The 24,500-nt window shown below is 64.9% G+C and carries 22 protein-coding genes; 12 read left to right on the forward strand and 10 right to left on the reverse strand.

Annotated elements, in window-relative coordinates:
- Positions 1 to 44 precede the first annotated feature (44 nt).
- The 5 genes from AC1C2Q_RS02120 (at position 45) to aqpZ (ending at position 5,215) form a co-directional block, all read left to right on the forward strand.
- Entirely contained in the window at positions 45 to 968 is a 924-nt protein-coding gene (locus AC1C2Q_RS02120) for an AAA family ATPase (protein ID WP_495431678.1), read from the forward strand.
- A 1-nt stretch (position 969) separates the two neighbouring features.
- Positions 970 to 2,277, forward strand: coding sequence for a DUF58 domain-containing protein (locus tag AC1C2Q_RS02125; protein ID WP_495448812.1), 1,308 nt, complete (start codon positions 970 to 972; stop codon positions 2,275 to 2,277).
- 58 nt (positions 2,278 to 2,335) lie between these two features.
- Entirely contained in the window at positions 2,336 to 2,776 is a 441-nt protein-coding gene (locus AC1C2Q_RS02130) for a Fur family transcriptional regulator (RefSeq protein ID WP_495429412.1), read from the forward strand.
- Positions 2,773 to 4,269 (forward strand): catalase, encoded by a 1,497-nt coding sequence (locus AC1C2Q_RS02135; RefSeq protein WP_495448813.1) that lies wholly within the window; start codon positions 2,773 to 2,775, stop codon positions 4,267 to 4,269. Before AC1C2Q_RS02130 ends, AC1C2Q_RS02135 begins: the two co-directional genes overlap by 4 nt.
- 181 nt (positions 4,270 to 4,450) lie before the next feature.
- A complete protein-coding gene (gene aqpZ, locus AC1C2Q_RS02140; RefSeq protein WP_495429414.1) occupies positions 4,451 to 5,215 on the forward strand; it encodes an aquaporin Z in 765 nt (254 codons plus the stop codon).
- Positions 5,216 to 5,424: 209 nt separating this feature from the next.
- Here aqpZ and AC1C2Q_RS02145 read toward each other — a convergent pair whose 3' ends face one another.
- Positions 5,425 to 6,417 (reverse strand): stage II sporulation protein M, encoded by a 993-nt coding sequence (locus AC1C2Q_RS02145; protein WP_495431679.1) that lies wholly within the window; start codon positions 6,415 to 6,417, stop codon positions 5,425 to 5,427.
- Between the two features lie 16 nt (positions 6,418 to 6,433).
- Here AC1C2Q_RS02145 and AC1C2Q_RS02150 point away from each other — a divergent pair, with 16 nt between their 5' ends.
- On the forward strand, positions 6,434 to 7,243 hold the full coding sequence (locus AC1C2Q_RS02150) for an RDD family protein (RefSeq protein WP_495448814.1): 810 nt from the start codon (positions 6,434 to 6,436) through the stop codon (positions 7,241 to 7,243).
- A gap of 16 nt (positions 7,244 to 7,259) precedes the next feature.
- Here the strand turns inward: AC1C2Q_RS02150 and AC1C2Q_RS02155 are convergent, their stop codons facing one another.
- From AC1C2Q_RS02155 to AC1C2Q_RS02170, 4 genes are all read right to left on the reverse strand, one after another.
- Positions 7,260 to 8,474, reverse strand: a complete 1,215-nt coding sequence (locus tag AC1C2Q_RS02155) for an ABC transporter permease (RefSeq protein ID WP_495429416.1) — start codon at positions 8,472 to 8,474, stop codon at positions 7,260 to 7,262.
- Entirely contained in the window at positions 8,471 to 9,271 is an 801-nt protein-coding gene (locus tag AC1C2Q_RS02160) for an ABC transporter ATP-binding protein (protein ID WP_495448815.1), read from the reverse strand. Before AC1C2Q_RS02160 ends, AC1C2Q_RS02155 begins: the two co-directional genes overlap by 4 nt.
- A complete protein-coding gene (locus AC1C2Q_RS02165; RefSeq protein ID WP_495448816.1) occupies positions 9,268 to 10,191 on the reverse strand; it encodes an efflux RND transporter periplasmic adaptor subunit in 924 nt (307 codons plus the stop codon). The genes AC1C2Q_RS02160 and AC1C2Q_RS02165 overlap by 4 nt, the downstream gene beginning before the upstream one ends.
- Positions 10,192 to 10,288: 97 nt before the next feature.
- Positions 10,289 to 10,495, reverse strand: coding sequence for a DUF3499 family protein (locus AC1C2Q_RS02170; protein ID WP_495429419.1), 207 nt, complete (start codon positions 10,493 to 10,495; stop codon positions 10,289 to 10,291).
- A gap of 67 nt (positions 10,496 to 10,562) precedes the next feature.
- Here AC1C2Q_RS02170 and AC1C2Q_RS02175 point away from each other — a divergent pair, with 67 nt between their 5' ends.
- Positions 10,563 to 10,994 carry a hypothetical protein gene (locus AC1C2Q_RS02175; protein WP_495429420.1) on the forward strand — a complete coding sequence of 144 codons (432 nt, stop codon included), beginning with the start codon at positions 10,563 to 10,565 and terminating at the stop codon, positions 10,992 to 10,994.
- Here the strand turns inward: AC1C2Q_RS02175 and AC1C2Q_RS02180 are convergent.
- The 4 genes from AC1C2Q_RS02180 to manA all read right to left on the reverse strand — a co-directional run bounded on the left by AC1C2Q_RS02180 (position 10,985) and on the right by manA (position 17,035).
- Positions 10,985 to 12,361, reverse strand: coding sequence for a DUF5719 family protein (locus tag AC1C2Q_RS02180; RefSeq protein ID WP_495429421.1), 1,377 nt, complete (start codon positions 12,359 to 12,361; stop codon positions 10,985 to 10,987). The genes AC1C2Q_RS02175 and AC1C2Q_RS02180 overlap by 10 nt on opposite strands.
- A complete protein-coding gene (locus tag AC1C2Q_RS02185; RefSeq protein WP_495448817.1) occupies positions 12,358 to 15,351 on the reverse strand; it encodes a glycosyltransferase in 2,994 nt (997 codons plus the stop codon). The genes AC1C2Q_RS02180 and AC1C2Q_RS02185 overlap by 4 nt, the downstream gene beginning before the upstream one ends.
- A 74-nt stretch (positions 15,352 to 15,425) precedes the next feature.
- Positions 15,426 to 15,743, reverse strand: coding sequence for a WhiB family transcriptional regulator (locus AC1C2Q_RS02190; protein WP_439278646.1), 318 nt, complete (start codon positions 15,741 to 15,743; stop codon positions 15,426 to 15,428).
- Between the two features lie 161 nt (positions 15,744 to 15,904).
- Positions 15,905 to 17,035, reverse strand: coding sequence for a mannose-6-phosphate isomerase, class I (gene manA, locus AC1C2Q_RS02195; protein ID WP_495448818.1), 1,131 nt, complete (start codon positions 17,033 to 17,035; stop codon positions 15,905 to 15,907).
- A gap of 66 nt (positions 17,036 to 17,101) precedes the next feature.
- On the opposite strand from manA, the gene AC1C2Q_RS02200 reads away from it, so the two are divergent.
- Positions 17,102 to 18,523 (forward strand): O-antigen ligase family protein, encoded by a 1,422-nt coding sequence (locus AC1C2Q_RS02200; RefSeq protein ID WP_495448819.1) that lies wholly within the window; start codon positions 17,102 to 17,104, stop codon positions 18,521 to 18,523.
- Positions 18,523 to 19,821 carry an O-antigen ligase family protein gene (locus tag AC1C2Q_RS02205; protein WP_495450529.1) on the forward strand — a complete coding sequence of 433 codons (1,299 nt, stop codon included), beginning with the start codon at positions 18,523 to 18,525 and terminating at the stop codon, positions 19,819 to 19,821. The genes AC1C2Q_RS02200 and AC1C2Q_RS02205 overlap by 1 nt, the downstream gene beginning before the upstream one ends.
- Positions 19,822 to 19,842: 21 nt before the next feature.
- On the opposite strand, the gene galE is transcribed toward AC1C2Q_RS02205, so the two are convergent.
- The gene (galE, locus tag AC1C2Q_RS02210) at positions 19,843 to 20,832 is read right to left on the reverse strand and encodes a UDP-glucose 4-epimerase GalE (RefSeq protein ID WP_495448820.1); all 990 of its coding nucleotides are present in this window, start codon (positions 20,830 to 20,832) and stop codon (positions 19,843 to 19,845) included.
- A gap of 146 nt (positions 20,833 to 20,978) precedes the next feature.
- On the opposite strand from galE, the gene AC1C2Q_RS02215 reads away from it, so the two are divergent.
- The 3 genes from AC1C2Q_RS02215 to AC1C2Q_RS02225 are packed head-to-tail and all read left to right on the forward strand — an operon-like array spanning position 20,979 to position 24,495.
- Positions 20,979 to 22,889, forward strand: a complete 1,911-nt coding sequence (locus tag AC1C2Q_RS02215; protein WP_495448821.1) for a glycosyltransferase — start codon at positions 20,979 to 20,981, stop codon at positions 22,887 to 22,889.
- Positions 22,886 to 23,848 (forward strand): glycosyltransferase, encoded by a 963-nt coding sequence (locus AC1C2Q_RS02220; RefSeq protein ID WP_495448822.1) that lies wholly within the window; start codon positions 22,886 to 22,888, stop codon positions 23,846 to 23,848. The genes AC1C2Q_RS02215 and AC1C2Q_RS02220 overlap by 4 nt, the downstream gene beginning before the upstream one ends.
- Positions 23,848 to 24,495: a hypothetical protein gene (locus AC1C2Q_RS02225; protein WP_495448823.1), complete on the forward strand. Its 648-nt coding sequence runs from the start codon at positions 23,848 to 23,850 to the stop codon at positions 24,493 to 24,495. The genes AC1C2Q_RS02220 and AC1C2Q_RS02225 overlap by 1 nt, the downstream gene beginning before the upstream one ends.
- Positions 24,496 to 24,500: the final 5 nt, after the last annotated feature.

Consider the following 24,500-nt stretch of genomic DNA (forward strand, 5'->3'; position numbering starts at 1 on the left):
CCACCGCATCAACCACGTTCAATGAGGGCGAGCTGCGCCAGGCCATGCATCGCGTGCGCGCTGAGGTCGACAAGGCCGTGATCGGACAGGCCGGCACGGTCACCGGTCTCCTGGTGTGCCTGCTCTCGCGCGGACACGTCCTGCTGGAGGGTGTGCCTGGCGTCGCCAAGACCCTCGTCGTACGATCCTTTGCCCGTGCGCTCGGACTCGACACCAAGCGTGTGCAGTTCACCCCCGACCTGATGCCGGGTGATGTGACCGGATCGCTCGTGTATGACGCACGCACAGGCGAGTTCGAGTTCCGCCAGGGACCGGTGTTCACGAACATCTTGCTGGCGGATGAGATCAACCGCACACCTCCGAAGACTCAGGCGGCCCTTCTCGAGGCGATGGAAGAGCGTCAGGTCTCAGCCGACGGCATCAGTCGCGATCTGCCGGACCCGTTCCTGGTGGCGGCGACCCAGAACCCGATCGAACACGAGGGCACGTATTCCCTCCCCGAAGCACAGCTTGACCGGTTCTTGATGAAGCTCGTGGTGGGCATGCCCGAGCGTGACGCCGAGGTCAGTGTGTTGCGCCTGCACGCCAGTGGATTCTCACCCCGTGCGCTCACTGGCGTCGAGGCCACCGTGACCGCGGAGGAAATCCGCGCCGCGCAGGATGCCGCAGCTCGCGTCGAGGTGACAGACGAAGTACTCGGCTATGTGGTCGATCTGGCTCGTGCCACCCGCCAGTCGCCGTCTGTGCTGTTGGGAGCGAGTCCGCGTGCCTCGACAGGGCTGCTCGCCGCAGCGAAAGCCTGGGCGTGGCTGAACGGATCCACCGCCGTGACCCCTGATCACGTGCAGACGATGCTCGTTCCGGTGTGGCGTCATCGACTGCAGCTGCGCCCTGATGCAGAGATGGAAGGCGTCTCCGCGGATGCTGTTCTGGCCTCCGTGATCCAGCAGACACGGGTGCCGATCTAAGGTGTTCATCTCGCCTCGCCTCGCCCTGGCCCTCGGGCTCGGGGTCATCCCTCTCGTCGCGTTCACCGCGGCGGGCATGCCTGTGTGGGCTGTGCTGGGTGGATGGGTGCTGCTGTGCGCCGCACTGCTCATCGTCGACGTCGCCACCTCGGCGAGCGCACGCACGGTCACGGTGACCAGACAGGTTCCCGGTCGAGCCAGGATGGGCGAAGCTGTCGAGGCGCAGATCTCCGTACACAATCACGGCACTCGAACCTTGAACGCACTCATCCGCGATGGGTGGCAACCGACAGCAGGGGCGAGCTCCCAGCGACTGCACGCCACGATTCCTCCGGGCGAGCGCCGACGGGTCACTGTGCCTCTCCTTCCTCGGCGCCGCGGTGAACTCGCCAGCGAGTTCGTCTTCATCCGCTCACGAGGGCCGCTCGGGCTGGGCGGACGTCAGGCCCGCCACCAGGTACGTGGGGCGGTCCGCGTGCTGCCCGCCTTCGCGTCGCGCAAGCACCTTCCCTCGCGCCTGGCCCGGTTGCGTGAGCTGGACGGCAACACCAGCATCCAGGTGCGCGGTCAGGGTACCGAGTTCGATTCGCTGCGCGAGTACGTGCGTGGCGACGACGTGCGTTCAATCGATTGGCGTGCGACCGCGCGCGCCGGAACGACCATGCTGCGCACGTGGCGCCCCGAGCGCGACCGCCAGGTCGTGATCCTGATCGATACCGGGCGCACAGCCGCCGCCCGCGTCGGTGATGGCACCCGGCTGGATGCCTCGCTGGAGGCATCCCTCCTCCTGGCGGCCCTCGCGACCCGCGCCGGTGACCATGTGCATCTGCTGATGTACGACCGCGCTGTGCGCGCACGCGTGACTGGCATCGACGGGGCCGGACTCCTGCCTGCGATGACGGACGCCATGGCCCCGGTGCACGCACGCTTGGTCGACACCGACTGGGGCGGTGCCTTCGCAGCGATCCGCACGCTGACGAACCGACCGTCGCTGGTCGTCGTGCTCACCGCGCAGGATGCCGCGGAATCTGCACGTGGCTTTCTCGGTGCGTTCCCGAATCCATCCCGTTCGACAACTGTGCTGGTCGGGTCGGTCACCGATGACGCGATCGGCGAGCTTGCGAAACAGCGAGATTCTCGCGAGGAGATCTATCTCGCTGCGGCCGCGGAGCGCACCCTGCGAGACGCCGAGAACGTTGCGGATGCTATCCGGCGTGCGGGTGGAGAGGCGATCACAGCGGATCCGGAGATCCTGCCACCGAAGATCGCTGACCGATATCTCGAACTAAAAGCTGCGGGGCGTCTCTGAGCCTTTTTCTGAATGATTCCTTTTTGTGAATGATTCAGAACAGTGGCATAATAGGGATATGGACCCGATCGTCGCGCTGGAAGCACCGGAGCGCCTGCGCGCCGCCGGGCTTCGCGTGACGGTGCAGCGCGTGGCCGTGCTCAATGCCCTGATCGCTCGCCCGCACACCTCTGCCGATTCGGTGCACGTCGCGATGCGCGATACACACAGCGCTGTGGCTCTGCCCACCGTCCACGGCATCCTCGGAGATCTCACCGATGCGGGCATCGTGCGCAGGGTGAGCCTTCCCGATGCAGCGAGTGCCCTATACGAAGTGCAGCACGCAGATGACAACCATCACCACCTGCAATGTGTGCGCTGCGGGCGTGTGGAAGATGTCGCTTGCGCTCTCGGCGCCGCCCCGTGCCTGCACCCATCCCACGATCACGGGATGCGGATCATCGAAGCCTCTGTGACCTACCGAGCCATCTGTTCTGACTGCGAAAGGAAAAGTGAATGACCTCCCCATCCTTCACCACCACCCAGACCGGCACCCCGGTTGCCAGCGACGCCCATTCGCTGACTGCCGGTGCTGACGGCACCACCGCGCTGCACGACCGTTACCTGGTCGAGAAGCTCGCATCGTTCAACCGTGAGCGTGTGCCGGAGCGCAACCCGCACGCCAAGGGCGGCGGCGCCTTCGGCGAACTCGTCATCACCGAGGACGTCTCGCAGTACACCCGCGCGGCCGTCTTCCAGCCCGGCGCCAAGAGCGAGACGCTGATCCGATTCTCGACCGTCGCCGGTGAGCAGGGTTCCCCCGACACCTGGCGCGATGTCCGCGGCTTCTCGCTGCGTTTCTACACGACTGAGGGCAACCTCGACATCGTCGGCAACAACACCCCGACGTTCTTCCTGCGTGATGGCATCAAGTTCCCCGACTTCATCCACTCGCAGAAGCGCCTCACCGGCTCTGGGCTGCGCGACGCCGACATGCAGTGGGACTTCTGGACCCTCTCGCCCGAGTCTGCCCACCAGGTCACCTACCTCATGGGAGACCGTGGGCTGCCACGCTCATGGCGCCACATGAATGGCTACGGCTCGCACACCTACCAGTGGATTAACGCCGCGGGTGAGCGTTTCTGGGTGCAGTATCACTTCATCTCGAAGCAGGGCGTCGAGCCGATGTTCGCCGACGAGGCAGAGCGCCTCGCCGGTCAGGACGCCGACCACTACCGTCGCGACCTGTACGAGGCCATCGACCGCGAAGAGTTCCCGTCCTGGGATGTTTGCGTACAGGTCATGCCGTACGAAGAGGCCAAGGACTACCGCTTCAACCCGTTCGACCTCACGAAGACCTGGTCGAAGAAGGACTACCCCCGCATCAAGGTCGGCACGTTCACGCTGAACCGCAACCCGCAGAACTTCTTCGCCGAGATCGAGCAGGCCGCGTTCTCCCCCGGCAACCAGGTTCCTGGCACCGGCATCTCGCCCGACAAGATGCTGATGGCCCGGGTCTTCTCGTACCCCGACGCACAGCGCTACCGCATCGGCACCAATTACAACCAGCTTCCGGTGAACCAGCCGCACGCCGCCCAGGTGAGCAACTACATGCACGAGGGCAACATGCAGTACCACTTCAACACGGCGGAACACCGCGTCTACACGCCGAACTCGTATGGCGTGGCAGGCGGCCCCGTGGCTGACCCGGCACGTGGCGTCGAGGCGAGCTGGGAAGACGACGGCACTCTTCTGCGCAGCGCGGCGACTCTGCACTCCGAGGACGATGACTTCGGGCAGGCTCGCACGCTGTTCAACGACGTGTTCTCCGATGAGGAGCGCGCGCGCTTCATCGAGACGCTCGTCGGCCAGTACAACGGGCTCAGCGTCCCCGCTATCCAGGAGCGCTTCTTCTGGTACTGGGGCCAGGTCGACCAGGCGATCGCCAACGCGGTGCGCGAGTTGGCAGGGCTCCCGATCGGCGAAGCCGAGCCCGTGGGCACCGGCGCGTAGTCACTTGATTTCGGTGGGGTCGGATGCTTCAGCATCCGACCCCTTCGTCGTATCTGCGCTCTGGCGAACCTGTGTGGACGCTGAGTAGGCGTCGGCGCGCCTCCCGCGTTGAATTCCCGCCAAGGTGGATGATGTGCCCTGATTCGGTCGTTTCTGACACGAACTGATGAAAGGGAATCCCATGAGTGAATCACTCGTCGAAGCAGCATCTCCCGTGCCTTCGCTCGGAGCTAAACTCACCTCCGAAGCGCTCGGCACATTCCTACTGGTATTTGGCGGTGTCGGCACCGCTCTGTTCGCTTCCAACCACTTCACCGATCCTGGTTCGGGCTCCGCCGTCTACGTCGCGGTCGCTCTTGCCTTCGGCCTCACAGTCGTGGTCGGCGTGTACGCCTTCGGTCCGATCTCTGGCGGGCATTTCAACCCTGCCGTCAGCTTGGGCCTCGCCGCTGCAGGACGTCTTCCTTGGCGTGACGTTCCGGGATATGTCATCGCGCAGATCGTGGGCGGAATCATCGCCAGCACGCTCCTCGTACTGATCGGCCTGTTCGGTCCGGACGGCTGGCTCGCCGGCGCGCAGGATGCAGGCTTCGCCAGCAACGGCTGGGGCGAACACTCCCCCGGTGGCTTCGGAATGTGGTCGGCCATCATCATCGAGGTCATTCTGACCGCAGTCTTCCTCTTCGTCATCCTGGGGACGACGCACAAGCTGCGCCCCACTCCGTTCGCCGGTCTCGCGATCGGTCTCACCCTGACGCTCATCCACCTGATCAGCATCCCGGTCGACAACACCTCGGTGAACCCCGCCCGCTCCATCGCCGCGGCGATCTACGGTGGAGTCGGCCCGCTGTCCCAGCTGTGGGTCTTCCTGGTGTTCCCGATCGTCGGTGCCCTCATCGCCGGCTTCGCATACAAGGCGCTCCTCGACGGCACGAAGAATATCTGACGCCTCTGCGCACCCTCGTCTCAACGCATCCTCGTCTCAGCGCATCCTCACCGAGGCATCCGCCGACGCGACCTTGCGGGAAGAATAACCCGGCTCCGGTTCATCCCGGAGCCGGGTTTTTCTTCCGCCATCAGCGGGCGACTGGCTCGGGACCGGACGGACGGACGGGCGGGATGGCTCGCGACGGATGCTGCCGGATGCCGCGCCGGTCAGCCGGCGACGAGCTGCGGCGTACCCGCCTCGTACTCAAGAAGGTCACCGCGTTCGCCGCGCTGGTAGGCCCGGCGACCGACGAGAAGCATGTATGCGAGGAAGACACCGAGCGCAGCGGCGCCGATACCGATCTTGATCGGCCACGGCAGTGACCAGCCGGTGACGAAGCCTTCCACCAGCCCGGAGAGGAACAGCGCGAACACCAGTCCGATGGCGACGGTCGCAAGGGCACGACCCTCCGCCGCCAGGGCGGTCGCACGGCTGCGGTGACCAGGAGCCACCCACGCCCAGAAGACATGCAATCCGGCGGCCGCGGCCACGAAGATGCTCGTCATCTCCAGCATCCCGTGCGGGAGGATGTACAGCACCATCACGTCGAGGCGATCGTGAGCTGCCATGACCGCACCGGAGACGCCGAGGCCGAACGCGTTCTGCGCGATCACGTAGACCGGCCAGATCCCGGTGACGCCGAACAGCACGCACTGCATGGCGATCCAGGCATTGTTCGTCCAGACCATTCCCGCGAAGACTGCCGCCGGGTTCTCGGTGTAGTACTCGGTGAAGCTCTCCTCGGCATACTGCTCGAGGAAGTCTGCCGGCCCGAGCGCGGCCACCAGAGCGGGGTCACCGGAGATCCATGCCGCGACGCCGACTGTGATCGCGATGAATGCGAGCGCGATGACGAGCGTGGTCCACCTCAGCCGGTACAGCGCCGCGGGCAGCTGGTCGGTGAAGAAGCGGCCGATCTGGGTGAGGATGCTGTCGGATGTGCCCGTCAGTCGCAGTCGCGCCTTCGCGAGAATCAACGAAAGGTATGCGCCCTGCGGAGAATCGCCCACCGAAGTCTTCAGCTCAGCGAGGTCCGCCGATGCTGCACGGTAGCGCACGATGAGTTCGTCAACCCCCGCGCCGTCCAGCCGCTGGCGGCTGAGTTCGTCGAGTCGTTCCCACTCGGCACGGCGAGCATCGCTCAAAGCATCAGCATCCACCTGATTTACTGTACTCATGTCTACGCCGATCGACACCGCGGACGAAGTCCTCTCCGGCGAAGCCGTCGCCATCGATGTCCAGCCGCTCGGGTTCTTCATGCGTGCCCTCGGCGCCCTGATCGACATGGTCGTCAGCTGGGCGCTGTTTCTCTTGTTCCTGTGGCTGCGCACGTGGCTGCTTGCCACCGGCATCGTCACTAGCTCGATCGACGGCATCGTGAATGTCCTGGCGCTGGTGGTGTGTTTCGTCGTCGTGCCGATCGTGATCGAGCTGGCACTGCGTGGCCGCAGCCTCGGAAAACTCGCCGTCGGCGGACGCATCGTCCGATTGGACGGCGGCGCGACCGGATTCCGCCACGCGTTCATCCGTGCACTGATCGGCGTGCTCGAGACTTATATGACGTTCGGCGCCATCGCACTGCTCTCCGGCGCGTTCACGGCGCGCTCGCAGCGACTGGGAGACCTCGTGGCCGGAACCTACAGCCAGCGGGTGCGTACCCCGAAGCTGGTCCCGCTCATCGCTGTGATGCCGCCTGCCCTCGCCGGCTGGGCACAGATCGCTGACGTCGCACGGATGCCGGACCGGCTCGCCCGACGCATCAACCAGTTTCTGCAGCACGCCGAGCGGATGTCGCCGTCCGCTCGTGCGCGGATCGCGTACGAGCTCGTTACCGAGACGGCCGAGTATGTCTCACCGCAGCCCGCAGCCCACCCTGAGCAGCTCCTCATCGCCATCACGGTGCTACGACGCGAGCGCGAGCGCCGTGCGCTGGCCATCGCCGACGCGCGAGCGGAGAAGCTCTCCGGTCGCCACGTCGGCGTCTGAGCCTGCATCAGCCGCTTCAGAAGCGGATCGCGTCGATCACCTTCACCCGGAGGGCAACCATCGCGGGAATGAATCCGGCGATCGCACCGACGATGACGGATGCCACAAGCCCCGTGACCGCCGCACGCATCGGGAACGGCGGAACATCCTGCATTCCAGGGAACATCGCCGGAACCACCCAGTCAGAGCGGAGCACGGCGACGACGATCGCGATGCCGATGATGCCTGCCACGGTCGTTGCCACCAGGCTCTCCAGCAACACGGATACGAACACGCGACCAGAGGTGGCACCGAACGCTCGTCTGACACCGATCTCCCGCACTCGCTGCCGCATGGCAACGAGTTGGATGTTGATCAGACTCAACGCACCGAGCGCGAGGATGAGAACGGCGATACCTCCAGTGATCAGCTCGAAGGTGCGCATGGAATCTTCCATGCCCGGCTGCGACGCCCAGTCAGTACGGCTCACCGAGATCGTCTGACCTGCCGGAAGCCCCGCGCGCAGATCCATCGCGAGCACAGGGCCGATCTCGGCCGCCTGCGCTTCTGTGACCCACACCTCGTGGCGTGGGTAGGCGCCCTCCGGCAACTGGTCGACGCGAGCAGCATACGCGTCGTAGAGCACGTCGATGCGCAGCTCCGTGTCCCACTCGCCCTGCTTCGGAACCACACCCACCACCTGATAGGTGCCGCCGGCGTCCCCGAGGAGCGTGATGGTCGGATGCTGGCTGACCGGCACCCGGCCGATGCGATCCCACAGCGGCTCAGTGATCACCACCGGCGGCGCAAGCGATTCCTCGTCGCCGGCACGGAACCAACGTCCCTCGACCAGCTGTTCACGATGCATCTCGGTATAGAGCGGATCGAGGAGCCTGCCGTAGACGTCTACAACGCCGTCTGGCAGCTGAGTGCTGAACATCAAGCCATCGGCTATCCGAGCAGTATGCGTGAATCCGAAGCGTTCGCTCACCCCCGCGAAACGCTCATCGAAGGCGTCAGAGTCGACGACGCTGCCATCCTCACTCATGATGCTGACCGCGATGGTGGCCGCGCGCCCGCCGAAGCGATCGGACTGCTCGACTTGGTATTGCCGCTGGTACTCCGAGAACGCGACGACCGCGGTCAGCGCGGCAACCGACACCGCGATGCCGATCAGGCTGAGCAATACGCGTAGCTTGTGCACGCGGATCTCTGACCACGCATCGGCAAGGGAACCGAAGAAGCCGCTCATGCGATGACCTCCGGCGGCTCGCTCAGTGCTGCTGCGACTGAGACGGGCGCGCTGCCCGCAGCGTCTACGCCTGGCACTGCTGCGGCAAGAGTGGACGCTTCAAAGGCGCGACTGAGGTCGACCGGTGAGAGCTGCCCCGCTTCCAACCGGTAGTGCCGTCGTGCGCGCGCAGCGACGTGCAGATCGTGCGTGATCGTCACGAGCGCGGCATCCGTCTCGGTGGCGACCTCGTCCAGGAGCGCCATGACGGATGCACCGGTGTCGATGTCCAGTGCTCCGGTCGGCTCGTCCGCGAGGATCAGCACCGGCTTGCGCACGAGCGCCCTGGCAATCGCGACGCGCTGCTGCTCACCGCCGGACAGGCGGTCAGCAAGCTGGTCGATGCGGTGTCCGAGGCCCACGCGCTCCAGCATGTCCGCGGCGAGTTCACGACGTTTCCAGAACATCCGTCCCTTCGCATGGCTCAATGGCATCATGACGTTGTCGATCGCGGTGCGTCCGGCCAGCAGGTTGAACTGCTGGAAGACGAAGCCGACGTTCGCGCCGCGCAGCCGATCGAGCTTGCTGCTGCGCATTTTCCGCACCGGCACACCCTCGAATGACACCGAACCCTCGGTGGGCGCATCGAGCATGCCGAGGATGTTCAGCAGCGTGGACTTGCCTGAACCCGAGCGCCCGACGATCGAGACGTGATCACCGGCATCCACTTCCAGACTGATTCCGCGGAGGATCTCCAGTCGCGAATCATCGGCGAGGAGGACACTCTTGGCGATGTTGTCCAGCGCGACCAGCGTCACCAGCTCATCCCGCTGTCACACTGCTCGACGCCGGGCTCGATTTCATAGCAGAATTCCTCGACTGGGGCGACGAAACCGGGCACGAACTGGCGCACCATCTCGCCCTCTTCGAGTCCGTCCACGACCTCGACGATTGCGCCGTCGTTGACGCCAAGCGACACTGTGCGCTCCTCCGGCTCGCCGCCGTCACCCGCGTCGATCCAGACAACGCCGGTGCCAGAGCCACCCTGCACTGCGGTCACCGGGACAACGACTGCGTCATCCACCTGTCCCAAAGCAAGATCCATCTGCGCAGGAAGACCGGCAAACACCGTCTGGTCGGCAGGGAGAGCGCACTGCACGGTCGCGGCACCATCGGCCGTGACCTGTACCTGCACACCTGTACAGACGAAGGGAGCGGGACCTCCGGTGATCCTCACGGTCGCCTCAGCGGGGGTGTTCACGAGTCGGTACAACTGGACGGGCTCGACGGCGGCGACTAGGTGATACCGCGCCGGGGTCAGAGTGACGACATCGACACCGACCGAAACCTGCTGGCCCTTGATAGCAGCGATCTCAGAGAGATCTCCTGCCTCGGGCGCCACGATGTCGATGTTGCGCACTGGATCGTCCTGCTTCACAGTGAACAGCACCTGTCCAGCAGCGACCGCGCCATTGCCGACGTGAACCGTGGTCACAGTGCCGTTGATCTCGCTGCGCACAGGGTAGGCCTCGTCGCGTGCGACATTGCCGCTCAATGACAGCTCATTGATTACCGAGGCTCGTTCCACGGGGATCAATGGGTCAGTGATGCCCGCTTCTGGGCTCACCATCGCCTCGCTGGTCTCAGGGAAGAATGCGAGCTTGACCAGGCCGACAGCGCACGCGCCGAATACGATTACGAGCAGGATCGGGAAAATCCATCGACGCCAGACGATCACGGGAGCCTCTCCGGAAGCGCCACCATGGTGCGTCCGGAATCATCATAGCCATAATTGCTTTCCAAGCAAGCAATTTATTAGCGTGGATACACCGAATTCAGGCGCGCAGGGCCTCATGTCGAACGACGATCCAGCCTGCCGGAACCGAGAGCCGCTCAGCATGTTGCGCACACAGATCGTGCGCGTGTGGATGGTCAGAGCCTCCGAGTGGCCCGAGGGCAGCCATCTGATCGCCGTAGTCGTAGGTCAGCGTAGCCACCGCTTCACGGGCGCAGGTGACCTTCGAGCAGAGTCGGGCGTTCATCTCTGTCAGCGTAGAGGGTAGGCAGCATCACGCCCGGATGCCGCGCGGGACGCCATAGACTTTCACCATGCCCCGTCACCGTTCTGAGCCCGGTGCCGCAGCTCCTCGCCGCGGTGCTCGACACGGACGACACGGGCGCCTTGGCCGCAGCGAGGTACTGCGCCCGCCCCTGCCACCTCTGGACGGCCGGATCGATCGATTCGATCTGACCATCGGAAATGCTGTCGAATTTCTGCGCGGTACCTGGCCGGAATTGCAGGAAGTGCGCTTCGAGATCGGCGGACTTCCACTCCACGCCGACGAGGCAGGCATCCCTCGCTGGCGCATCGATCGGGAAGAGCGCCGGATCGTGCTGTTTCGAATCCCGATCGAGCGATTGCTCCCCCCAGGACACGACGACGACGTGCACCGTCGCATCGCGATCGAAAGCGCGGTATTCCGCGCCGCCGCTGAGTACGTCGGCAAAGAGCCGTGGGAGTTTGGCCCGGATCAGGGATAGACGATGATGGCGTCCTGCGCGGATGCCGCGGGCCACAGCGGCCAGCCTGCCAGCTGATTGACGTCGGACAGCACGACTGCCGCGTGCAGATCCGCTCCATTCATCGTCAGCGCGTAGGTCGTGTCTGCCAGGACATCGACCACGACCGAGCCGCCAGCCGGAACCGTGACCTCATCCCCTGCGGCGCCATTGGTGGGAGCCAGTGTGACGGTTGCATCCGTTTCGCCCGAGTTCACCAGGTGCAGCCGAGGGTTCGGACCCGCGGGCACTGCGGCGAGCACGTCTCCATCGATCTCCGGCGCAGAAGTCATCCAGGCGAAGTCGGTGCCGGCTCCTGCACCGCTGCTTTGCCAGACGGCGCCGAGGATCGGCGCCTCCGCCTCTGCGGTGACGCTGTAGATGCCCGCGCGTAGACCTTCGAGGTTCACTTCGGCGGGTGTGGCTGCGTCCAATGGCACCGAGAGCGTCTGCACTTCACTGTCCGCCGAGCGCACCGTAACGGTGGCCGTGGTGGCCTGGTCAGTCGCCATCAGACGCAGCAGTGCGACCGGAGAGTCGGACTCGCCCGTAACGACCTGAACACCAGCGAACGTGAGGTCTGTGCGCGGCACGCCCGCGGTGTCTTGCACATCAATTCCGGACGGGTCGAGCGTGCGGATGAGCGAAGACTGCAGCACTGCCCGCAGCGGGGCTCCTGCTGCCGTGACACGCACCACCGGTTGCTGCAGCCCCGCGGCAATCGATGCCATCGGTACCGCAAGCTGCGTGCCCGCTGGCACCAACGTTTCGGTCGAAGTCTGCTCCGTGCCGAACACCGTCAAAGTCGCCGTCGCCGTGACATCGCCCGGATTCGACAGGATGATGAGATCGCTCGTGCCGGTTTCAACCGTTCCGCCCAACAGCCACGACTCCGTGCTCGGTTCACGGCAGGTGCTGGCAGCCAGCCCGGAGAGATCGGATGTGGCCAGGAAGATCGACTCGGATGCTGCGATCAGTGATGCTCCGTTCTGCTCGGCACTTCCGACGAAGCGCTTCGGCCCGGTAGCGGCATCCAGCAGATCGGATGCCGCGATCTCGGAGTCCGTACGCGGTCCGTTGCTGTCGACGGTGAGCAGGGGATCTCCGGCAGACGACATCTGCTGTGCGTTCTGCACGTCGCGGCCGATCGCGCGGAATGCTCCGCCGCAGACGAGAGTGGTGTCACCGGCGGCGGGTCGCACCGACACCTGAGCGGGTTTGTTCTCAACACCGGGCCATTCGAGTGCGACGGCAGCGGTGACACCAGCCACGCACAGGGCAGCGACAACCGCCCCGACAGCCAGTCGGGCACCCGTCGCGACAACACGGATCGCACGCTTCTGAGTCATCGCTCCTCCTCCGCTTGGTCGGACACTTGGTCGGGCTCTTGGTCAGACACCGGGTCGGACGCCGGGTCCGACACCTGGTCGGTAGCCGTCTCGGCTGGTTCCTCGTCGGAAACCACAGGCTCCAGATCCTCGCGCTCATGCTCATCGTCGAAGGAATCATCCGCGCGCTTCGGGAGCACCAGTGGCTCGTCTTGCGAACGCCCGACGATCCGCGACTGCGCGCGGGCAGCACGGCGCGATGCCCGCGTCGGGATCGACAGCAGCAGGGCGCCGAAGAAGATGAGGAGCTGAAGTGTCGTGACCGCGCGCAACGTGCGGGCCTCGGCGCTCGTGAGGCCAGGACGATCGGCCGCGGCAGCGTCCAAGCGCCACAGCACGCCCTTGTCCGTCTCCCCCACCTTCACGAAGCCGGCCCGCTGGTCGAGGGCCGTCACAGAGGCGACGCGGAAAGCGCGTGCGGCGTCCGATTCTTCGCCGGCAACCTGGTCGAGCAGCACGAAACGTATGCCATGCTCAGCAAGTTCTCCCGGGGCGTCGAAGGTGCGCGTGGAGAGCAGGTCGACGGCAAGCGCGCTGATGTCGATGCCCTGCGGCTCCGTCGCCGTACTCAGCATCGTCGTCTGCGCTCCGACCGTGCCGCTCGCGCCCCACACCACTTCTGAGGCCAGGCCGCCGCTGTTCTGTGGCGTGAGCACGAGAGTTGCGATCTCGCGATCCCCACGCGCCTCAGCGGCGACGTATGCCGGCAGCGTGCTTGTCGGCCCGTTGGTCAGCACGGTGCGATCTGCGTGCAGCGCTGTCAGCGCCGGCACTGCGCAGAGAGCAAGACACAGCCCAGCGACGGTGACCGCCGCTACACGTAGTCGGGGAAGGGTGATGGCCGTGTCCAGGGTGACGAGGGCGGCACCGACCACACCGGCCCAGGCGAGACTCAATCCGGTTCCCGGCCAGATCGGCACCGGCATGCCCTGCGAGAAGGAGACCGTTATGCCGACAGCCAGGAATGCCGTCGCAAGCCCGGTGAGTGCGACGACGAGCAGCATGATGCCTGCAGCCCAGCGCGGTGCGATCGCCGCGGCGAGCGCCAACAGCGCGATCGGGGCGATGAGGATCGGCGCCCAGACCGCAATGCTGGGGTCAACGAGCTGCATCCAGCCGGCGAGATCTTCGGTCGGGAATCCGCTGGCCAGCAGCATCCGCCCTGCGCTGTCAGCGGAGGCCTGAGGGCCCGCCCATGCGACTCCTGGGTCAGCGAAAATCGCCCACACACTTCCGTACTGCAACTGCCATACGACGATGGGCAGGAAGAGCACGATGCTCGGCGCGAGCATCCACAGCAGCCGCACCGCGCCGTGGAACCAGCCACGAGCGAGTACGAGGACGATCGCGATCAGCCAGAGCAACCCCAGACCCGGCGCGAGCACAGGGGCACAGGCGAGAACCGCGGCGAGAATTATGGATGCTGCACCGGCCGCGCCCCAAGACCGATGAGCGACGACCGCAGCGTGGAAGAGCCACGGCAGGATCAGATGCAGGAGGACCGCGGCAGGACGTCCCTCGACGAGAGCGGTGAGGAACGTCGGCGCCAGAGCCCATGCGACGCCACCGAAGATGCGCATTCCGCTGCGATCGGTGATTCGGGTCGCAGCGAACCATCCACCGAGCACAGCAAGCGGGAGCGCAAGCAGCCAGAGCAGCACCATGGCGAAGGACGGTGCGCCTCCCCACAGGGTTCCCACCACGGCGATCACGCTGGCGAACGGGTCAGCCGGTCCGGTGACCTCGACACCGACGCCACGAAGACCCCACGTGGCGTCTTGCCAGAGCCCGGCGACTGTATCCCGCATTGGCAGCAGCGCTCCGCCGCCGATTGCGGGCCAGGCCAGGAGGGTCGTGAACGATGCAATGCTCACGACGAGCGCGCCCAGCACTGCCCAGGCGCCACCGCCGGAGAAGAAGTTCAGCTCGCTGACCGCTCCCCCCTCGCTGCCGTTTCCATCATCGAGGCGGCGATGCAGTTGAGCGCGAGTTATCCGCAGCGGTGCGATGCTCGACCAGGTGGCCGTGCGGAACGAGCGGATGCGCCGGCGTGACCGCGCCACGGCACCAAAGCGCACCATGGCAGTTATCGCGGCGCCCCACTCAGGGAACACCGATGCAGGGTGTTTTCCGATCAGATGCACGATGGTTCGCCAGAGCGCGAGTGGCAGCAGCGTCAACCAGTGCAGCGGCACGGTCACCGCCGGTGCGTACGCGAGGCGGCGATGCAGCTGTGCGAGTCGGGTGACGAATGCGCGCTGCGCGGCATTCTGTGGAAGAGCGGCAGGTCCGTCAGGGTGCACGGAGATTCGCGCATTCGCGGCGAGGACGACGCGCCCGCCGCCCAATCTCGCACGCACACCGAGGTCAAGTCCTTCATCGGCACCGGCAAGAGCAACGTCAGGGCGCAGACGGTCGCGCACCTCGCTGCGGATGAGCACACCGCGGATGTCGGATCCCAGGGCATCGTCTGGGCCGTCGTGCTGCCCCTGGTCAAGCTCACCCGCGGCGAGCTCGACCGAGCGGCCGAGCGTGGTCATGGTCACGCCGAGCGAAACGAGTTCCCGGTCATAGTCGGCATTCACCAGCTTCGGCGCGGCAATCGCCGCCGAGGGAGAGCGTTCCAGAGCGCCGGCGAGCTGAGCGAGCGCCTGCGGGTGTGGAGCGGTGTCGTGCGCGAGCAGCCAGACGGCAGAGCCTTCTGCAACGCGTGGCCTGGCCAATTCAACAGCCTCAGCGAACGATGTGCTGCTGCGGGCCTCGATGATGCCCTCGACCAGGCGACCGACTGCTGCGCTCTCTCGAGCAGACGCCCCATCGCCGCAGACGACGAGGGTGACAGCGTCGGCGGGGCGGGTCTGCAGACTCAGCGCGTCAAGCGTTCGCAGCAGCTGCGCGCGTGACGAAGAACCGGGGCGCGCGACGATAATGGCATGAACTCGGGTTGGCATAGCCTGGTCAGCCTATGCGCTGGGTTCACGGGTAGCAGTCACCTCGTCCGGCGTGCCTGCGAAGCTATGAAGAATCAGCCGGCTTGGCGCTTGAGCTTGCGACGCTCGCGCTCGCTGAGACCGCCCCAAATACCGAAGCGCTCATCGTTGTTCAGCGCGTATTCAAGGCATTCGCCACGCACATCGCACGAGGAGCAGATTCGCTTCGCGTCTCGGGTCGAGCCGCCCTTTTCGGGGAAGAACGCCTCGGGGTCCGTCTGGGAACACAGTGCGTCGGTTTGCCAAGACAGCGCGCTGTCATCATCAGGCTCAACACGCCTGACCCCGGGAACCCCGAGATTGACCGGATCAACAAACCAGTTCTCGGGAACGTCGGAACGGTAACCCGTCATATCGTTCTCCTTGCCCTTACAGATGCCCCCCACCGGGCTGTGCGTTACTAATTACACCCGTGTCATTCGCTCCGGTCAAGTCGCGGATAGTAAACCCTCAAGAGTTCGTTGAAGGTTTACGGCGTGTCTGCGGCGTGTCGCCCAAAACCCGCAGTACGCCGTCACTCTCCGGGCTGAGCGACGAACGCCTCACCTGTACCGCGGAGGGTGAGCACCGTCTCTTCTGCGGTGGCGAAGACCGCCGTACCGACGGGGATCGACACCTCGTCGCCTGCGCCGGACACCGACACCGCTCCCCCGGTCGCGAGCACCATGGCCGGTCCTGACACGTCGACGGCGACGGGGCTACCGGAAAGAGTCACGCGTCGCAGCACGAAATCGGCGACGTCAGCCGGGTACACGGTGACCGCCTCGGATGCCGAGGGCCGCAGCACCGGCACTTCACCTGGGGTGGTGTCTAGCACGGACAACAGCTCAGCGACGTCGATGTGCTTCGGTGTGAGGCCGCCACGCAGCACATTGTCGCTGGCAGCCATGATCTCTACCCCAAGGCCTGAGATATAGGCGTGCAGCAGTCCAGCGCGCAAGAAGAGGCCTTCACCCCGGCCCAGCACGATGAAGTTCATCAGAAGTGCGACGACGACTCCAGGGTCGCCTGAGTAACGCTGCGCGATCGCTCGCCCGGCGGTCAGCTCCGCGGCAAACTCATCTGAAGATGCCTCGCCCAGCGCAGCGATGATCTCATCGACTTCAGTTTGCGCAGTGCCGGACAACAGCCAGCCCACCGCATCGCGCAGCAGATCGGCGTCATCTGCACCATCACCGCCGCTGAGTTTCTCGCGCAGCGCCGTGACGCCGGCCGACGAGCCCAGTGCATCAAGCAATCGCAGGGTCGCGGCAACGGGCCGTAAACCGCTCAGTGCCTCAAAGCGGTCGCTGAGCGCGACGATGAGCTCTGGCTTGTGGTTCTCGTCTCGGTAGCTGCGTGCAGGGTCGTCCGCAGCGAGCCCTGCCTCACGCGACCAGCCGTGGCGCGCTTGGGCGATGGTCGGGTGCACCTGGATCGACAGCGGTTCTGCTGCCGCGAGCAGCTTCAGCAGATAGGGCAGAGTCCCGCCTGTCACGGCATCCAGCGTCGTCCCGCCGACTACATCGGCGGGGTCGCCGGGGTGGTCGCCGAACCACACCTCGGCCTCCGGAACCCCAGCGGGATGGCGTCCCTCCAGATCGGCAATGAGCGAGGGCGATCCCCAGGCGTAGTCACGCGGCACATTCGACAGGCTCAATAGCATGACCCCAGGGTACCCATCCCGCCGTGCCGCAGCGATCTGCGGGCCGGTCGCGGTAGCCTGAATCCGATGGCGCAGTACACGAAGCATCCCGTGGCAGCCCCGCCCACCGCGCCGGAGCGCGAGTCGACGGGGCATCTGTTGTTGCGCGGTTACGCGATCATCGTGTTTATCGTCGCCTTCGCACACACCGCGATCTACAACCTCGTCGGCCAGTACGGTGCCGGCATCGTGATGATCCTTCTCACGCTCGCCGCTCTCGCGATCGGCGTTCCGATGATCGCGAAGTCGCGGCCGTACCCGTTCCCCTGGCGGCGACTCCCCTGGTCTGCGCTCGGATATGTGTGTTTCGCTCTGCTCTCCGTCGCCTGGTCGCAGTGGCGAGGTGCCACGATCATCACCTGGCTCCTTCTCGCGGCCGTGACGGTGAACGCGCTGCTGATTGCCCACGCGTTCAGCTGGCATGAGATCGTGCGTGCGCTCGCTTCTGCGTTCAAGTGGATCCTCGGCCTATCCCTTGCGCTCGAGCTGTGGGTGTCGCTTGTGCTGCGCGCTCCACTGCTGCCGAACTTCGTCACGTTGCCAGAGGGCAAGATCGATCCGCACTTGTACTGGGTGCGCGACAACCTCCTCGACGGCGGGCGCATTCAGGGACTGGTCGGAAACTCCAATGTGTTGGCGATCATCTGCCTGTTCGCGATCGTCACGTTCGGCGTTCAGTGGGCCCTTCACGCGCGTTGGCGCACGACGCTCGCGCTCTGGATGCTGCTCGCCGCCTTCCTGATGTTGCGCGCTTCCTCTGCAACCACCTACGTGTGTGCGATCGCTGCGGCCGTCGTGCTCGCGGTGGCATTGCTCATCCGTCGCACTCGCACGCCTGGTGCACGCACTCGTATCTACGTCACCTGTGTTGCCAGTGTCGCGATCGTGGTCGCCGCGCTGATCGTGTTCCACAAACCGCTTTTCGAAGCGCTCGGTCGCAGCGCAGATCTCACGGGCCGCACCGATGTCATCTGGACGAAGGTTCTCGAGCGGGCGGCCACTCACCCCGTGTTCGGCAATGGTTTCTCCAGCCCATGGATCCCCACCGATCCGTCATTTGACGGATGGATCACCGACCACGGCATCACTGTCTTCCACGCGCACAACATGTGGCTTGACGTGCTCATGCAGCTCGGAGTCGTCGGTGTGCTGCTGATGGCAGCCGCGTACTTCGGCCTGCTGTGGCGCGCCTGGTTCTTCGCCGCCGATCGACCGCGCTGGGATCTTCGTGCGAACCGGCCCTACTCCCCGCTGACGCTGCTGCCACTGTTGTTCACCGTCATCCTGCTTGTGCAGGGGCTTGCCGAGTCGACCCCCATCATGCTTTGGGGTTGGCTGATGCTGGTGCTGTTCTCGTTCAAGATCAAGTCGGTGCCGCTTGTGGGTGTGGGCCTCAACGAGATGTCCCACGTCACGGAGCGCGGCCAGACGGCGCGGCGCATCCCGTGATGTCACCCCAGGTTCGACTCAGCCGATTGCTCGGCTCCGTCGAGATGGCACGTGCGTACACAATCGCAGCCCTGACCGCGACGTTCGGTTCGTTCACGATCGAGCGGATGACGTCGACGGCGACGTTCGCGACGATCATCCTGTTGCTGGGTGTGCTGGGAGCAGCGATCCTGTTCGTGCGACGCGAGGAGCTCTCCTTGCTTCGCGTTGCCCCTTCATCGCTGCTCGCGTTTCTCGCGCTGGCTCTGCTCAGCGTGTTCTGGACGACAGATCGCTCTGACACCGTCATCGGCTGGTTGTGGTTGTTCGGTTTCGCGTTCATCGCGATCACGATCGGCCACATCCGCGACACTCTGCAGACCGTGCGCGCAATCGGTGACACGCTGCGGGCGCTGCTGGCGCTATCGCTCGGGGTCGAGGTCCTCTCCGGCCTCCTGATCGACGTTCCGATCGCGTTTCTCGACATCGAGGGCAATCTCGCGATGGGCGGGCCGATCCAGGGAATCTTCGGCACCCGCAACATGCTCGGTTTCGTGGCGGTCATCGCTCTCATCACATTCTTCATCGAATGGCGCACGCAGTCCCTCGCTGCCCCCATCGCTGTCCCATCGATCGCACTGGCAGCGTTCCTCGCACTCCTTTCCGCATCGCCTACTGTTCTCGTGCTCGCCGTCGTCGTAGGCGTGGCCACGGGTGCCCTGACGATTGTGCGCCATACACCGCCAGGGCGACGCACTATCGTCCAATGGATGCTGGGCGCGCTGGTCGCAGCAGCGCTCATCGTCGCTTTCGCGTTCCGGCATCCGATCATCGCTTGGATGGGCGCAGGTTCTGATTTCTCCGCCCGCGCCGACCTGTGGAATCAGATCCTTGATTTCGTTGCCGTCAAGCCGTTCCAGGGCTGGGGCTGGTTCGGCCCGTGGCAGCGCGGAGAATACCCGTTCACCTACATTAACTATCTGTTGGACGATCGCCACCAGACAGCACTCAACGCGTTCTTCGACGTATTGCTGCAGCTGGGGATCGCCGGCCTGCTGTTGTTTCTGCTTCTGGGCAGCGCGGCGCTGATCAGGTCGTGGCTGGTCGCCAGCGTGCGGCGTTCGGTCGTGTACGCGTGGACACCGCTCGTGCTCGTCACGCTCGCTGTTGACTCGATGTTCGAGAGTTTCACCATCTTCGGCGCCGGATGGTTCATGCTCGTGCTGTGCGCGCTCCGCGCTGGCCAGTCGCGCTCCTGGCGCGAGAATATCGATGCGGCGAACACCGGGGTCATCCCGACCCTGCGGCCCCAGAATTAGGCCCTGTCGAGGGCGGGAGACTTAGTCGAGCGAACGCAGTTTCTCAGCCCAGGCCAGGGCATCGCGGACGCCATCATCGATGGAACGCTCTGCTTTCCACCCGAGCACGGATGCTGCCCGGTCAACGATCGCGTAGGCGCCGGCCTGATCGCCTGGACGGCGCTCAACCTCCACGACAGGCAGCGGTTCCTTGGTGACACGCTCGAATGCCGCCACGAGCTCACGCACGGTGACGCCGTCGCCGGTACCGATGTTGAGCAACAGGTAGGGATCGGATGCTGTGGTGATCGTGTCGAAACGCTGGACTGCTGCGACGTGGGCAAGGGCAAGATCCCAGACGTGGATGTAGTCGCGCAGCCCTGAGCCATCGCGAGTGGCCCAGTCGGTGCCGGTGATCGTGAAGGGAACGCCAGCTGCACGCGACTGAATGATCTTTCCTAGTGCGTGGGATGGCGACGGGTTCTGCAGACCGGTGCGAAGGCGCGGGTCTGCGCCGATCGGGTTGAAGTAGCGCAGGGCAATGGCGCGCAGGCCGCCGGCCTGTGCGGTGTCGGAGAGAATGCTCTCGACCATCGACTTCGTGGTCGCATACGGACTCGATGGCGCAAGCGGCGCGCTTTCATCGACCCCTTCGCCGCCGTCTGCGGAATAGACGGCGGCAGAGGAACTGAACACGACACGGCCGATGCCGACCTTGCGGAGGTTCTGCAGCAGGATGACGGTCTTTCCGACATTCGTGTCGTAATAACCCAGCGGGTCTGCGACCGACTCCGGCACGACGACACGCGCTGCACAGTGCACGACAACGTCGATGTCAGGATGGTCTGTCACGATGCGCTCGAGGAGTTCGGCATCCGCTATGTCGCCGATATAAAGGTTTCGGCCCTTGCCGAAGTCTTCTCGGCCGGTGGATAGGTCGTCGAGAATCACCGTCTCGATGCCCGCTTCCAGGCATGCGGTTGCGACAGTTGAACCGATGTATCCGGCGCCGCCGGTGATCAGAGCTTTCATCGCGCTAATCGTAGCCTGCGCACCGTTCCGCCTGGCGGTGGCGCGCTCTCCAGGGATCTTCAAGAGCAGAAGGTAGGCTACTCGGTGCCCGCTGATTCCAGCATGCGCCCACTCGGGCGGGGCGAAGCAATCTCGGAGATCTTCACGTGGCCCACGTCTTGCAGAACGTAGTATTCCCGCTCGATCGCGACCCAGATCTGCTGCCGCTATACGCCGACCCCGAGACATGGTCTGTCATCGGCGAGGAACCCGTCCGCGTCTCCAACCGCGCGCATCTCGGTAACATCCTCGGTCGGCACCGCGCGCGCATCGTCTCGGGTCGCCGCGTCTCGCTCGGCACATATTTCAACGCTTTCCCCGCCTCGTACTGGCAGCACTGGACCAGCGTGCGACAGGTGCGACTCACAGTCCGCACCGCCGGCCCCGCGACGGTTCTCGTGTACCGCTCGAATGGCTCCGGCGTGCGCCAGCGTGTCGATACCCGCGAAGTGATGGGCGATGCCACCACGCACTTCGATCTCGACCTCACTCAGTACAGTGACGGTGGCTGGCTCTGGTTCGACATAGTCGCCGACGAGAAGAGCGCGGTGCTCGAGGGCGCCGAATGGACCACAGAGCAGGAGCCGACGCGCACGGGCAAGGCGTCACTGGGAATCACGACGTACAACAAGCCTGACTACTGCGTAGAGACGCTCCAGGCGTTGGCCGCATCTCCCGATGCACTGGAGTTCGTCGATCGCATCTTCCTCGTCGACCAGGGCACACAGCTCGTCTCCGAGCAGGACGGCTTCGATGACGTCGCAGGTTCGCTCGGCGAAATGCTTCAGGTCATCCGTCAGCCGAACCTCGGTGGTTCAGGCGGGTTCGCCCGCGCCATGCACGAGACGCTGCAACGCCCGGAGAGCGACTTCGTTCAGTTACTCGACGACGATGTGCGAATTGAGCCGGAGTCGCTGCGACGCTCGATCGTGTTCGGCCAATACGCGACGAACCCGATCCTCGTAGGCGGACACATGTTCGACCTGCTCGACCGGCCCAAGCTGCATGGCTGGGCCGAAGTCGTCGACGAGGGCCCCTTCATGTGGCGCAACCTCTACCAGGAGAAGATGCCGCACGACTTCGGCACCGCGAACCTTCGCCAGTCGAAGCTGCTGCACATGCGCATGGACGCCGACTACAACGGCTGGTGGATGTGTCTGATCCCGCTCGACGCCATCCGAAAGGTCGGGCTGTCGCTGCCGGCATTCATTAAATGGGATGACGCAGAATTTTGCTTGCGCGCAGGAGAAGCGGGCTTCCCCACAGTGTCAATGCCTGGCGTCGCGCTCTGGCACGTGTCCTGGGTCAACAAAGACGACTCTATCGACTGGCAGGCGTACTTCCACGCGCGCAACCGCATCGTCGCAGGCCTCCTGCACTCGAACGTCCCGCGCGGCGGCCGACTCCTCAAACACAGCCGCCGTGTCGACCTCAAGCACCTGATGATGATGCAGTACTACCCGGTGGCGCTGCGCGCGCAGGCGCTGCGTGATGTGCTCTCGGGGCCGGCACATATGCGCGAGAACCTCGCGACAGCCATGCCAGCGGCGCGTGCTCTCGCCACTGAGTATCCCGAGACGGTCGTGCACCGCGACCCATCGAAGGTGTTGCACTCTCGGCTCGGACGTCAGGTCTACAAGCAGCTATCCAAGAACGACTTCGACAGCCCGAGCGGTGTCAAGTTGCGCATCTTCACCCTCACGACACTCGTGGCGCACTGGCTGCACAAGCCGAGCCCCGCGAATGTGGCCCAGCCCGTGGTCGAGTTCGGCAAGGGAGACGCCCACTGGTGGCGTGTGCCTGCCTTCGACAGCGCACTGGTCAGCGCCGCGGACGGCTCTGGCAAGAACATCTACACCAGGGACCGTAAGAAGTATCGCCGGATGCTGCGTGACACGCTGCGTCTGCACTCGGAGCTGAAGCGGCGTTGGCCCGAGCTCCAGAAGCAGTATCGTCAGGCACTGCCTGAACTCGTGTCGAACAAGTCTTGGCAGCAGATCTTCGAGGAGAAGGCATGACCGCGGCTCCCGCTGCATTCACCCCCGCGTCGGCGACAATTGTCATCGTCACGTACAACCGCTCACATCTGCTCACGGGCCTGCTGGAGAGCATCACTGTGATGGATCCGAAGCCCGGCCACGTCGTCATCATCGACAATGCGTCAGCGGATGACACGACCGAGGTCGTGGATTCGTTCCGCGACCGCGTCGGCACCGAGATCGTCTACCGCAAGCTAGAGACGAACACCGGCGGCTCCGGCGGCTTCAGCGAAGGCATGCGTACCGCGTACGAGCTCGGCTCGGAGTGGATCTGGATGATGGACGATGACGTCGAGGTCTTCCCCGACGGCCTCGCGAAGATGGGATCTTGGGCTCCGCGCTTCAAGAGCATCCAGGGCCGCCGTGTGGACTTCGACGGTAGCGAGTTCTATTGGCAGTATCGGATCGCCGACCGCATGGGCATCCCGATCCCATTCGCTCCTGCCGGGTTCGATGACTCCGGCTTTAAGGAGATGAACAGCGGATGCTTCGAAGGCATGTTCATCCACCGTTCGATCGTCGAGCAGATCGGACTGCCCGATCCGCGCTTCTTCATCTACTGGGATGATCAGATGTACGGGTGGCTTGCCTCAAGGCTGACGACCGCCGTGATCGTAAACGAGTTCGTGCTGCGCCGCACCCGTGAGATCAAGCAGTGGGACATGGGAGTGCGGCATATGAACGCCTCCAGCAATGCATACCGCTACTACATCATGCGCAACCGCGCGTTCATCAAGCACTATTACCGTGTGCACGAGAACTACAACCCGGTACTCTTCGGCCTGGGCACGACAGCGACTTTCTTCAAGGAGCTGATCCGCCTCTTCTTCGTCGAACGCACGGTTCGCGGCACGAGCAACCTGTTCCGCGGCGTCCGTGATGGCGGCAAGATCGGTCGCGACCGCACCTGGCAGCCCATGCCCGCATTGGAGAACTGATGAGCCAAGAGCACCAGCCCGAAGCAGTGTGGGTGTTCCCCGAAGAGAAGAAGAGCAACAAAGGGGGCATCTGGCTGATCGTCATCCTCTCGGTCCTCGCCCTCGCGATTGTCGGCGTACTCCTGTTCTACCTATTGCCTCCTGCTGGCGGTCCTGAGCCGACGCCAAGCCCCACGACGTCGGAGAGCGCGACGCCAACCCCCACACCGACGGCGACGCCCGCTCCTACGCCCACCCCGACACCCACTCCGACGGCAGTGCCGACCCCCACTCCGACGCCGGAGCCAGAACCGGCGCCCACCGAGGAGCCGGTTCCGACCGAGCCCCCGGCACCTGATCCCGACCTCGAGACGTTCACTGCTGGAATGCAGCCGCGACTCGATGACGCATCGACCGGGCTCAGCATCATCGCCGAGGGTGGCGAAGACCCGGCGCAGGTCGTGGGCAACCTGCAGCAGGACGCGAATCGATTCTCCGACAGCCCAGCCCCGAGCCCCATCGCTGGCGCGTGGACTGACGCAGTCGCACTGTATGCCGATCGCCTCGCTGACCTGACCGCCGCGTACGAGAACGGCGCTGACCCCGTTCCCGCTTTGGATGCCGCGACCGCAGCACTGCAAAACCTTCGCGCCGTAGTCGGGCTCTAGCTCCC

It is taken from the genome of Microbacterium sp. Y356 (assembly GCF_059445355.1).